Raw genomic sequence first — 12,069 nt, forward strand, 5'->3', positions numbered from 1 at the left:
TCGATCGGCGAACACCACGCTCCCGGACGTAGCCGGTGCGAGGTACCAGTGCTGTCCAGATAGCTCCTGAGGTATCGAGATCCGTCGAGTGCAGTCACATGGCTGTGCCGCGGGGCGTGTCGTGCAGCGTTTCGACTGCGCTCGGCGAGCTAGCCGGACCTGAATGCGCGGCAACGTATCCGGAGGGGCACTAGGTCTGTGTGGCGAGTGCGAACGGCAAGACCGCCGGTGCACCCGCGTTGCGCAGTGCATGAGCGGCCACAGTCAGCGTCCAGCCGGTATCGGAGAGCGCGTCGACGAGCAGGATCGGACCGTCCGCCGAACCCAGATCCGGGATCAGCCAGGAGTCGAACAGCCCCGCTACCCGGTGGGCCGAGTTCGCGGCGGAGACCGGCGGCCGGTCCGGACGCAGTTGCAAGGTACCGAGGTCACGCAGGCGGCCGACCTCGGCGAGGCGGGCGGCGAGGGTGGCATTGAGCACCGGATAGCGATGTGATTCGAGGGCCATCACCGAGGTCGGGCGGGTCGTCCAATTCCATTCGCGCAGCACCGCGATGCAGGCGTCGAAGACCGCATCCGGAACCGGATCATCGGGCGCGTCCAGCAGGGCGCGCAGGCGCTGACCCCAGCCGAGATCGGTGAGCCGACCGAGCGCACGTCCGGTCTCGGCGCCGTTGGTAATCTTGCCGGACAACGGAATACCGAGTTTGGCCATCCCGGTGGGCCACTGCTTACGCGGGGCGAGATCTAGGCCGGGACGGTCGAGTCGGGCGCGGGTCGCGGCGATGGCCGAGGAGTCGATGGTGGTATCGAGGCGGGTGCCGGTGCAGTTGTCGCAGCGGCCGCAGCCGGGGGCGTTGGCCTCGAGTGCGGGCAAGCCGGGATCGTCGAGTTGGCGGCGCAGGAATTGCATCCGGCAGCCGGTGGTGCGCTGATAGTCGATCATCGCCTGCTGTTCGACCTCGCGGGCAGCCGCGAGACGTGCATAGCGCTCGGTGTCATAGACCCACGGCTGTCCGGTGGCGATCCAGCCGCCGCGGACCCGCCGCACGGCGCCGTCCACATCGAGCACCTTGAGCACCATTTCCAGTCGCGAGCGGTTCAGCTCCACCATGGGCTCTAGTGCGACGGTCGACATGGCCCGGTCGAAATCCAGTGCGTCGAGTACCGAGCGCACGATGTGTTCGCGCGGAAAGGCAACGGAGGCAAAGTAGCTCCAGATCCTGGCGTCCTCCGGACCGGGCAGCAGCACCACCTCGGCACGATCGGTGCCACGACCGGCGCGACCCACCTGCTGGTAGTAGGCGATGGGGGAGGACGGTGCGCCGACGTGCACCACGAAACCCAAATCGGGTTTATCGAAACCCATGCCGAGCGCCGAGGTCGCGATGAGTGCCTTCACCTCGTTGTTCAGCAGCGCCGCCTCCAGTGCCTCGCGTTCGGCGGTATCGGTTTGCCCGGTGTAGGCGGCGACATTATGTCCGTGCGAATTCAGCACATCGGCGAGGTCGTGCGCGGCGGCGACGGTGAGGGTGTAGACGATGCCGGAACCGGTCAGTTTGTCGAGGTGTCCGCTGAGCCATGCGGTGCGCTCGACGGCGTCGTCGAAGTGCACCACCGACAGGTGCAGTGATTCGCGATCCAGGGTGCCGCGCAGCACCAATGGGGGTGGTAGGCCGACGGAGTCGGCGGACGCAGAGTCGGTGCCGATCTGGGTGGCGACATCGGTGACCACCCGATCGTTGGCGGTCGCGGTGGTGGCGAGTACCGGCACATCGGAGCCGAGATCGGCGATCAGGGTGCGAATGCGGCGGTAATCGGGTCGGAAGTCGTGACCCCAGTCCGAGACGCAATGCGCCTCGTCGATCACGACCAGTCCGGCGTCGGCGGCCAGCTTGGGCAATACCTGGTCGCGGAAGTCCGGATTGTTCAGCCGCTCCGGGCTGACCAGCAGCACATCCACCTCGCCCGCGGCTACCCGATCGTGGATCTCATCCCATTCGGTGACATTGCCGGAGTTGATGGTCGCCGCGACGACGCCCGCTCGTTCGGCGGCCGCGACCTGGTTGCGCATCAGCGCCAGCAGCGGCGACACGATCACCGTCGGCCCGCGCCCCGCCCGCCGCAGCAACTTGGCCGCGATGAAATACACCGCCGACTTACCCCAGCCGGTGCGCTGTACCACCAGAGCCCGCCGCCGCTGCACAATCAGCGCCTCGATCGCCGTCCACTGATCCTCGCGCAGTTCCGCCTGGGGGCCAGCGAGGTCGCGCAGTAACTCCTCGGCCCGTTCCCGCAGGTCAGGTGCGGTGAGGTCGATCGCTGAAGTACCGGCCGCGGTGGTCATGCGCTCCATCGTGCCTGATGCCACCGACATCGACAGCAACGGCCGTGCCGCACGGTATCCGTTCGACGAAAGGCTCTACCGGTAGACACCTCCAGCGCCGCCGGGTCGGCGCACCGCACGGATTCGCGACGAAACGTTCCGACGGCGCGGCGACACGCCCGTGATAGCGGTGGGCATACAGCTCGCCGGTGACACCTGCGGGCACAGCGGCCGAAAAGACGAAATATCGCTGGGCAACGGGCAATCGGGTGAGACGATTGCTCCGCACCGTGGGACCCCGCAGGAGGTAGCGATGACCAACTACGATCCGCCGCCGGGTTGGTCTCCGCCCGGCGCCCAATTCCGCAGTACCGGTGGATTCGGGCGCACCGTTTTCGGCATTCTGGTCGGCCTGGTGGTGACGCCGGTCGGGATCGGACTCGCCGCGCACGCGGCGCTGGATACCCGGCAGTGGGTCATCCTCGGGTCCGCGGCAAATCGGGCCGGATCGACATTCCAGATCGTCGGTGGGGCGCTGTTGCTACTTCTGGTGGCCGCCCTTGCCGCGTACTCACCGGCCGGGACGGTGCTGGCCGGACTGGTCTGGGGTGTGGTGCCGGGCTTCGTGTATTTCCTGTTCCCGGATGATACCTGGCGAATCATTCATGACGACCTACCGCTGTTGTCCGATGAGATGCGACAAGCGCTGATCACCTGGGTGACCAGCGGTTTCCCCTTCATCCTCGGCGTGCTGCTACTCGGTGCGGGCGTCGCGGGCACGATGCGGCGGCGCTGAATACGTCCAGGCCGAATTACGGTAGTGCTCACCGCAATTCGGCCAGGTCTCAGCCCTTCACGCACAGCACCTGACGCAACGTCGCGACGATATCCACCAGATCACTCTGCGCGGCAATGATCTCGTCGATGTCCTTGTACGCGGCCGGGATCTCGTCGACCACACCCGCATCCTTGCGCGATTCCACGCCCTCGGTCTGCGCGATCAGATCCGCGACGGTGAACTGCCGCTTCGCCGCATTCCGGCTCATCCGCCGACCGGCACCGTGCGATGCGGACTGGAAAGAGGCGGGATTTCCCTTGCCGCGCACCACATATGAGCGCGTGCCCATCGAACCCGGAATCAACGCCAGATCACCTGCGCCGGCCCGCACCGCGCCCTTACGGGTCACCAGCATCGGCACGCCGTCGATCTCCTCCTCCGCCACATAATTGTGGTGGCAACTGATCGGCTCCTCGAAACGCACCTCGCGTCCGGCGAATTCCGCGCGCACGGCACCGCATACCAGTGACAGCATGACCGCGCGGTTGCGTGCGGCGTATTCCTGCGCCCAGGTCAGATCGCGCCGGTAGGCTTCCATTTCCGGTGTGCCGGAAAGGAATACCGCCAGATCGCGATCGGGCAGGTCCTTGTTGTGCGGCAGTGCGCGCGCGACGGTCATATGCCGTTCGGCGAGTTCCTTGCCGATATTGCGGCTACCGGAGTGCAGCAGGATCCACACCGAATCGTGCTCGTCCAGACACACTTCGATGAAGTGATTGCCGCCGCCCAGCGAGCCGATCTGCTTGTGCGCCTTGGACTCCAGCGCCTGTACGCCCGGATTCAGTGAGCCGAACTCGGACCAGAAACGCCCCCAGCCGCTGACGTGCTTTGCCAGCTCGCCATGTGAGGCGGCGAACTGCGCGCCCAGCTTCGCGACATCGACCGCATCCTTATGCGCCTGGAACCCCACCGGCACCGCAGCCTCGATGTGTGAGCGCAGCGAATGCAGATTGTCCGGCAGGTCGGCGGCGGTGAGGTCGGTCTTCACGCTCTCCATGCCGCAGCCGATATCCACTCCGACGGCCGCGGGCGCGACCGCATCGCGCATAGCGATCACCGAGCCGACCGTCGCACCTTTCCCGAGGTGCACGTCGGGCATGACGCGGACGCCGTGGACCCATGGCAGTTGCGCGATATTCCGCAGCTGCCGCAGCGCGGCCTGCTCGATTTCGTGCTCGTTGGCCCACATGAGCGTCTGCGCCCTGGTACCGCGCAGCTCGACGGGAAACATGGGAAGGTTCCTTTCTCGTTTCGGTCTGTTCCCCATCAACGCTAGATTCCCGCAGGTCCATGCGCACTTCATTATCGGTTGGCCATTACCGGACGAGGACGCCGCGCTCCACAACCGCTATCGTGCGGGGCGGAAAGTTCGACGAGTGAAAGCGTGGTGAAGCACGGTGAGCATCCCTCAGGGTGGATGGTCGGGTCCACCGCCGGCGTCGCGGTCCGGCAACCGCACTGTCGTCATTCTGGTGGTGGTCGCCGCATTGCTGTTCGTCGTCGTGGGCGTGGTCGGCGTGGTTACGGTGCAGAAGAGCGGCGTCATTACCGGTGTCGCGACAGCCGCCACCGCCGGGAATACCCCGGCGGGCGTGACCGCCGCCGGCACCGTGCGCGTCGGCGATTCGAATGCGAAGGTCGTCGTTCGCGTGGTCGCGGACCTGCAGTGCCCCGCATGTAAACAATTCGAGAAACGCAACGCCAAGACCCTCGAGGACGCCGCCGAGAACGGAACGGCGATCGTCGAATACGACGTCATCGCATTCTTGGACCGTGCGTCGAGCACCGAGTACTCCTCGCGCGCCGCGAACGCATCGTTTTGTGTCGCCGGACAAGACCATTCGAAGTATCAAGGCTGGTTCGCCGCGATGTTCGAACAGCAGCCCGCCGAGGGCGGCAGTGGCCTGTCCGACAGCAAACTCGTCGAGATCGCCAAGAACGCGGGCTACACCGACCCGTCGGTCGCTCAGTGCATTACCGATCGCAATTACGACAGCTATGTCCATGACAAGACCGAGCGGGTGCTCAACGGCGATGTCAATGCCACCCCGACCGTCTTCGTCAACGGTAAGAAACTCGATTCCAGCCAGCTGTCGAACGGACTCGAGGCCGCCATCGCGGCCGCGCGCTAGGGGTAGGTGCGCGCGGCGTTTCCGTGGGCGATCGCTATGACCAGCCCTTCGGCATCAGCCAGAGTGATGGCGTCCTCAGCGATCCATTCGTCCAGCAGGCGGCCGAGGCCGCGCCGCCACAGCAGTGCGCCCAGGTAGTGCAGCTCGGGGAGTCCGTAGCCGTCGGAGGAGTAGAGCATCGACCGGAACGGTGCGAGTTCGAGCGCTTCGCCGAGTACCGCCGCGGCGCGTTGTCCCACGTAGGGAATTGTCAGGCCGAGGTCGAGGTGCACATGGTCGAAGGCGTGCGCGAGGTAGGCGGCGTTGCGGTGGAACGGCCAGCAGTGCAGCAGCATGACCGATAGTCCGGAGCCCGCGGTGGCGTGCAGGAAGTCGGTGAGCAGCAGCGGATCGGCGTGCTGGAGACGCAGATCGGTGTCGCCGAATCCGGTGTGGAACTGCAACGGCAGGCCGAGCTCCGCGCCGATGCGCGCGCCGAGTCCGACCAGCCAGCCGAGCGTTGCCGGATCGGTGAGGCGCAGTTCGTGGATGACCGTCGACGGCAGGGTATCGGTGACGGGAAAGTTCAGACCATAACGATAGGCCACGATTGTCTTGAGGCCGACGGCATTTCGGGCCCGACTACGCAATGTGGTTTCGATATCCTCGAAAGGCATTGCCACGGTGCTGACTTCGGTAATCACCTGTTCGGCTATCTGTTCGAGCCGGATGATCTCACGCACCTTACCAGGGGCGAGGGCGGCGAATTCCGCTCGGCCACCGCCGAATCCGGTATCGAGAAACCATCGGGTGGTGCCGGAGGCGCGCAGCAGTCGGGTGGTCGCTGCCCGCCAACCGAGCTCGGCCCTGCGGGAGATGTAACGCTCCGGATCGACATGCGGCTCCAGGTCGAGAACCGGTGCGCACCAACGCCTTACCGCAAGACCGATCGCCGAATCGAAGCTGCCGCGCTGCCCTTCACCGAGCAGTCGCTCGAAGCCAGGGCGGTCCAGATCCGCGGCGACGACGCCGTGACAATGGTGATCGGTCAGCGCGACACCATCGGTGAGCACGCTAGAACCGCCATCGGGTCATCTCGACCACCTTGGCCGGGCTGATATCCCGATAGCGTTCTGCCTCGGCGCGGCGCACGGTGAGCAGCGCATCGTGCAATTCGACGCCGAGTGCATCGGCGAGCACCTTGGATTCCGCGAGTGCGTCGGCGGCCTCCATCGAACTTGTCGGCAACCGCCGCACACCCGAGAGCATGAGTTGTTCGGCATCGAATCCCATTGGGTCGCCAGTGATTTCGGCGGGCAACCGCAGTTCTTCGGCGACACCGGCGAGTCCGGCGGCAATGACCGTACCGACGGTCAGATACGGATTACCGGTCGCGTCGAAACACTTGACCTCGGCATTGGCCGCCCAGTCCTCGGTGCCCCGCACGCCGGTGATGAAGCGCAGTGCCGCCTCCCGCGTCTCCCTACCCCAGCATTGCCAGATCCCTGCCCATCGCGAAGGTTGCAGCCGGAGGAAGCTCGCCGGATTGCCCGCGCCGACCGCGACCAGCGCGGGCAGTTCCCGCAGCACACCGGCCAGGAACGCCTCGCCAGCGCGGCGCATGCCATAGGGGCCCTCGCCCTGGGCCAACAGCGGTCCTTCGTCGTCGTGTAGCGAAAAATGCAGGTGCGCACCGGAACCCGCTCCACCCCGCTCGATACACGGCGCGAGCAGCGCGCGCCAACCGTATTGCGCGCTCACCTGCCGGATGGTGTGCCGGACCAGGATCGCGTCATCGGCCGCCGCGACCGGATCATTGGGTGCGACCGACAATTCCAGTTGCGAAAGTGCGTATTCCGGATGGAATTGATCGACGGCGACCTCCTGTCGCTCCAGGGCCGCGACGAGATCGCTGGCGTACTCGCCCACCTGGCTCAATCGGATCATGCTGTAGGCGGGCCCGTATATTACTGGGACGAAATCGTTTTCGATATCCCCGCGCCCGACCGACCACTCCGTCTCGAACGCCATCGACAGCCGCAGTCCGGCATTCTCGGCCGCCTGGGCCTGCCGAGTCGCGAAGGCGCGCTGACAGCCGACGAAGCGAGTGCCGTCCTGGCTGAACTTATCGGCGGGCGCCCAGGCCCACCCCGGCTGACAAGCGAGTTCGGTCAATCGCGTCAGATCGGGAATCAGCCGCAGATCACCATCGGGGCCGCCCAGATATCGCCCGACGGACATCAGATCGTCGAAGGTGAAGGTCTCGAAACAAGGCGAAACCCCGATCCCGAACCTGGCGGCCTGCGCCAACCGCGCCTTCGGGACCGTCTTCACCCTGGTTATCCCGGCATTATCCACAAAAGTCAGAGCAACCATATGGGCCTCGAGGTGCCCGATCAACGCATCATGGGCACCCTCGGCCGGTATCCGATCCGGCATGGTGGGCATGAGTCCCAAGATAATCCGCCCTCGCCCGCTTCGGGACGGACTCGGGCTAGCTCGTCGCTGCGCGGCCAGTTCGTTGGACGGCACACTGCTCTCGTCGTCGCGGCTTATGATCGACCTGTCGGGACCAGCTGGTTTTCGCCTCGAGAGGTAAATACATGAGTCGCTCGTGGTGCGGTCGGGATGGCAGGCCGCCGCAAACGCGCGAATTTCCGGGAAGTCTGCGCCGATGATCGGGTGAGCGGTCGGTGTCCGAGCGCAATTCCGAGGGGACGCAACGCGACCTGACTTTCGGTATCGCAGCGGAACTGGCTGCGGCCGGGTTCGCCGACGCCCAAGAGATCGGCCGAGGCACATTCGGCATCGTGTACCGGTGCACCGAGTCCGCAATCGAGCGGGACGTGGCGGTCAAGGTTCTGGGCTCCACGGTCGACGATGAGGACCGGACCCGATTCCTGCGCGAACAGCGGGCGCTGGGGAAGTTCTCGAACCACCCGAACATCGTCCAGGTGCTGACGACCGATGTCACCGCGACCGGGCGGCCGTTCATCGTGATGCCCCTGCACCCCAGAGGCTCGCTGGCCACCCGGATTCGCGCGGACGGGCCCTTGCCGTGGCAGGAGGTATTGGGTGTGGGCGTGAAGCTGGCGGGCGCACTGGCGACCGCCCACGCCTCAGGCGTCATCCATCGCGATGTCAATCCCGGCAACGTGTTGATCAGTGACTACGGTGAACCGCAGTTGGCGGACTTCGGTATCGCGCGGGTGGGCGGCGCGTTCGAGACGGCGCCAGGCACGGTCGCGGGTACTCCGGCCTACACGGCTCCGGAGGTGATCCGCGGCGAACCTCCGACGGTTCTCTCCGATATCTACGGGCTCGGCTCGACGCTGTTCACCGCTCTCACCGGCCACGCCGCGTTCGAGCGCCAAGCAGGGGAGTCGATGGTGGCGCAGTTCGTGCGCATCACCTCAGAACCCGTCCCGGACCTGCGATCCGCCGGTGTACCGGCAATGGTGTGCGCCGCCCTGGAAGCCGCGATGGCCACCGATCCGGCCGACCGCCCGGCATCAGCAAGGGACTTCGGTGAGCGGTTGCGTACCGCGCAGTTCTCCTGCGGGCTGCCGGTGGACACGATGGCCGCCCCGGCGCACGACGGATCCGGCGCAACGGGATCGGTCGCGGGCGTTCGGCCGCTCTCGCAGACAACCTCGAGCGCCGTATTGCCGCTGGAATCGGCCCCGAAGACCCGGTTCCGCCCACCGACGACGCTGCGTCGGCTGATCAACCGCCCGCGGTTGCTGGAGACTTTACGGGAGGGGCAATCCAGGCGACTGGTCCTCATTCACGGCCCGGCCGGTTTCGGCAAGAGCAGCCTGGCCGCACAGTGGGCGCACGCCCTCGCCGCGGAAGGCGTCCGGGTGGCCTGGTTGGCGATCGCGGAGGACGACAACAATGTGGTGTGGTTCCTGAGCCACTTGGTGGAGGCGATTCGGCAGGTTCGTCCCACGCTGGCCAGCGAACTGACGCAGATTCTCGAGGAGGGTTCCGCCGGCGCGGCGCAGCAGGTGATGGCGGCCCTGATCAACGAGATCCACGACAGCGCGGAGCCCGTCGCCGTCGTGATCGACGATTGGCACCAAGTGACCAGTCCGGCGACCCTCGCCGCGATGGAGTTCCTACTCGACAACGGGTCCGACCACCTGCGATTGATTGTGACCAGCCGCAGTCGCACCGGTCTTCCATTGGGGCGCATGAGCGTCCAGGACGAACTGGTGGAAATCGATCAGAGCGCACTGCGTTTCGATTCTGGGGAAACGACGAACTTCCTGGTCGGCGCGAAGAGATTGCACCTTTCCGACGCCGATGTCGACCGGCTGCGCGAGTCGACGGAGGGCTGGGTGGCGGCGCTGCAGCTCGCCTCACTGTCGCTGCGCGGCAAGGAGGATCCCGGGGGCTACCTGGACCAGATCACCGGGCAGCACTACGCCATCGGCGAATATTTGATGGAAAACGTCGTCGGCGCGCTCGAACCGACGATGCTCGACTTCGTCATTCGGACCGCGGTCACCGACACCATCTGCGGAGATCTCGCGGAGGCGCTGACCGGCGTGCTGTCAGGGCAGCAACAGCTCGAGGAGGTGCGGCGCCGAGATCTGTTCCTGCGCAGCATCGATGACGAGCTGCAATGGTTCCGCTATCACGCGCTCTTCGCGGACTTCTTGCGCCGCAGACTGGTCCGGCAGCATCCCGGCTTGCTCGAAGAGCTGCATCTGATCGCGTCGAACTGGTTCGCCGGGCACGAAATGCTCACCGAAGCCGTGGATCACGCACTCGCGGCCGGCGCCGCCGAGCAGGCGAAACAGCTGGTGCAAGAACACGCCGACACGCTGATCGAAGATTCCCGCATGGCCACCTTCCTGGGCCTGGTAAAGAAGCTGCCCGCCGCGATCGCGGTTACCGATCCACGGCTGCAACTGTCGGTGGCCTGGGCCAACATCTCGCTCCAGCGCCCTATCGCCACCCAGACCGCGCTGGATCGCGTGGACGCGGCACTGGCAACCGCCGCACCGGACGATCCCGGGACCGCGGACCTGCGCGTCCAGGCCGATGTGACGCGAGCCGCGGAATACCTTGTGACGGACCGGTTCAAGGATTTCCCGGATGCCGCCGAGGCATGGCTGCGGCAGCCGGTGCGGCCGTTCCTCGCCAGCGTCGCGGCCACCACCGCGGAAGCGGCCGCCTACTATCGTTTCGACTTCGCGGGTGCCCGTCGCTGGCACGCATGGGCCAAGCCCTACCGGACTCGCATCAACGGTCCGGCCGGCGTGGTGTACGGCGCCTGCATCGCCGGCGAAGCTGCCGCCGAACAACTCGATATCGCCGGAGCCGAGGAGCTCTTCCGCTCCGCGTTCACCCTCGCCCGGAGTACCGGCAGCCAATCCCACGCGATCCGGATGGCCAGCGGCCTGCTCGGCGAATTGCTTTACCAGAAAGGGGAATACGCCGAAGCCGCGGAGCTGCTGGCACTCGGCCCCGGCCTCACGACCGGCGCCGTGGAATTCCTGGTCGCTACCTACGGGACCGGTGCTAGGCTGGCGGCAGTGCGCGGCGACCTCGATGCCGCGCGACGACGGTTGGACGAGGGGCAAACGGTCGCGGAGCATATCGCCCTGCCACGGCTGACCGCCCGCATTGTGAACGAGCGGGTACGACTGGGTCTGCCGATCACCGACGAAGACCGGCAGACGCTGGAGCACCTGCCCAGCTACCAGCGGCAACCGAACCACCCGCTCGCGGTCACCGCCGAACTCACCCACGAGTCGGCCATTCGTCTCCTGCTTGCCCAACAGTCACCGTCCGCCACCGAGCGCGGCGTCGCCGCCGCCGAACAGATCGTCGCCGAGATCCGCACCCAGCCTCGCCCCCGCGCGCTTCTGCAGGCTCGATTGCTATACGGCGGTTGCCTTTCCGTCGCCGGACGTAGCGAACAGGCGATCGCCTGCCTGGCTCCGGCGCTTTCTCGGTGCGCCGAACTCGGTCTCGTCCGAGTGGCCGTGGACAGTGCCCCCGCGATCGCGCCCGTCGTGGAAACCCTGCTCGCCGCCCCGCAGGCACCCGACCGGCCTCCCCGGCCTTTCCTGCAACAGATCCTGAAAGAGATCGATGGAATCAGCGAGCGGACATATCACGAATAAGGCGTCGGCTTGTGACTATGGCGCTTTCACCTGCTTTCGGTCGATTCCGCGCGCTGCCGGAAGCTGCATTCGACTTCGCTTCCGCCACAGGGGATTTAGTTTGCTCACGCAGTGTGAGTCGACGGACCCGCGGGGTGGTCATTCGCTACGGTGATTCGGCATCTGCGGGTGTGGTGTGTGTCGAGGTGATCAGTCGGAGCAGTGTGTTCAGGTCGTGACGCTGGCGTGGGCTGAGTACGTCGAGCGGGGGCACGGTGCTGAAGGCGAGGTCTTCCAGGGTTTGTCGGATGCGCATTCCGGTGTCGGTCAGGGTGAGCAGACGTGCTCGCCGATCGGTTTGGTGCGGCTGCTTGCGAAGTAGGCCCTGCGACTCCAGGCGATCGACAGTTCCCGAGGTGTTGGACAGGTCGGCGCCCAATCGTGCCGACAGATCCTTGAGGGTGATTGGTTCGGAAAGTTCACGGAGCACCTTCGCCTGCACCGGCGTCACACCGGCCTGTGCGGTGGCTGCCGCGAAGTGGGCACGCACAAGCCCCGCCGCCTGCTGAAGGGCTTGGACCAGCTCGGCGTTGCTGGGGTTGTGGTCGGCGCCGGTTGGTTGCTGACTCATATTTCTCACCGTAGCGGTGTCACGAGTAGTGGTGGTGGTTGACC

At 66.0% G+C, this 12,069-nt stretch carries 8 protein-coding genes; 3 read left to right on the forward strand and 5 right to left on the reverse strand.

Translation table 11 applies throughout. From position 1 onward, the window contains the following. Positions 1 to 190 precede the first annotated feature (190 nt). Positions 191 to 2,347, reverse strand: a complete 2,157-nt coding sequence (locus tag AB0J47_RS01140; protein ID WP_364339084.1) for an ATP-dependent DNA helicase RecQ — start codon at positions 2,345 to 2,347, stop codon at positions 191 to 193. A 292-nt stretch (positions 2,348 to 2,639) separates the two neighbouring features. On the opposite strand from AB0J47_RS01140, the gene AB0J47_RS01145 reads away from it, so the two are divergent. After that, positions 2,640 to 3,122, forward strand: a complete 483-nt coding sequence (locus AB0J47_RS01145) for a hypothetical protein (RefSeq protein WP_364339086.1) — start codon at positions 2,640 to 2,642, stop codon at positions 3,120 to 3,122. A 49-nt stretch (positions 3,123 to 3,171) separates the two neighbouring features. Here the strand turns inward: AB0J47_RS01145 and AB0J47_RS01150 are convergent, their stop codons facing one another. Beyond that, positions 3,172 to 4,395 (reverse strand): RtcB family protein, encoded by a 1,224-nt coding sequence (locus tag AB0J47_RS01150; RefSeq protein ID WP_364339088.1) that lies wholly within the window; start codon positions 4,393 to 4,395, stop codon positions 3,172 to 3,174. Between the two features lie 166 nt (positions 4,396 to 4,561). Here AB0J47_RS01150 and AB0J47_RS01155 point away from each other — a divergent pair, with 166 nt between their 5' ends. Then, positions 4,562 to 5,296, forward strand: coding sequence for a thioredoxin domain-containing protein (locus tag AB0J47_RS01155; protein ID WP_364339091.1), 735 nt, complete (start codon positions 4,562 to 4,564; stop codon positions 5,294 to 5,296). On the opposite strand, the gene AB0J47_RS01160 is transcribed toward AB0J47_RS01155, so the two are convergent. Then, the gene (locus AB0J47_RS01160) at positions 5,293 to 6,348 is read right to left on the reverse strand and encodes an amidohydrolase family protein (protein ID WP_364339094.1); all 1,056 of its coding nucleotides are present in this window, start codon (positions 6,346 to 6,348) and stop codon (positions 5,293 to 5,295) included. The genes AB0J47_RS01155 and AB0J47_RS01160 overlap by 4 nt on opposite strands. 1 nt (position 6,349) lies before the next feature. Next, a complete protein-coding gene (locus AB0J47_RS01165; RefSeq protein ID WP_364339096.1) occupies positions 6,350 to 7,723 on the reverse strand; it encodes a glutamine synthetase family protein in 1,374 nt (457 codons plus the stop codon). 245 nt (positions 7,724 to 7,968) lie between these two features. Between AB0J47_RS01165 and AB0J47_RS01170 the strand changes: the two genes are divergently transcribed. After that, entirely contained in the window at positions 7,969 to 11,415 is a 3,447-nt protein-coding gene (locus AB0J47_RS01170; RefSeq protein WP_364339098.1) for a protein kinase, read from the forward strand. Between the two features lie 145 nt (positions 11,416 to 11,560). Here AB0J47_RS01170 and AB0J47_RS01175 read toward each other — a convergent pair whose 3' ends face one another. Further along, on the reverse strand, positions 11,561 to 12,025 hold the full coding sequence (locus AB0J47_RS01175) for a MarR family transcriptional regulator (RefSeq protein ID WP_364339100.1): 465 nt from the start codon (positions 12,023 to 12,025) through the stop codon (positions 11,561 to 11,563). Between the last annotated feature and the right edge of the window lie 44 nt (positions 12,026 to 12,069).

The organism is Nocardia sp. NPDC049737 (genome assembly GCF_040674755.1).
Lineage (GTDB): Bacteria > Actinomycetota > Actinomycetes > Mycobacteriales > Mycobacteriaceae > Nocardia.

Excerpts from the sequence above, each read along its gene's own strand:
- AB0J47_RS01175 (WP_364339100.1), bottom strand. The coding sequence starts at position 12,025 with ATGAGTCAGCAACCAACCGGCGCCGACCACAACCCCAGCAACGCCGAG.
- AB0J47_RS01150 (WP_364339088.1), bottom strand. The coding sequence starts at position 4,395 with ATGTTTCCCGTCGAGCTGCGCGGTACCAGGGCGCAGACGCTCATGTGG.
- AB0J47_RS01140 (WP_364339084.1), bottom strand. The coding sequence starts at position 2,347 with ATGACCACCGCGGCCGGTACTTCAGCGATCGACCTCACCGCACCTGAC.
- AB0J47_RS01165 (WP_364339096.1), bottom strand. The coding sequence starts at position 7,723 with ATGCCCACCATGCCGGATCGGATACCGGCCGAGGGTGCCCATGATGCG.
- AB0J47_RS01145 (WP_364339086.1), top strand. The coding sequence starts at position 2,640 with ATGACCAACTACGATCCGCCGCCGGGTTGGTCTCCGCCCGGCGCCCAA.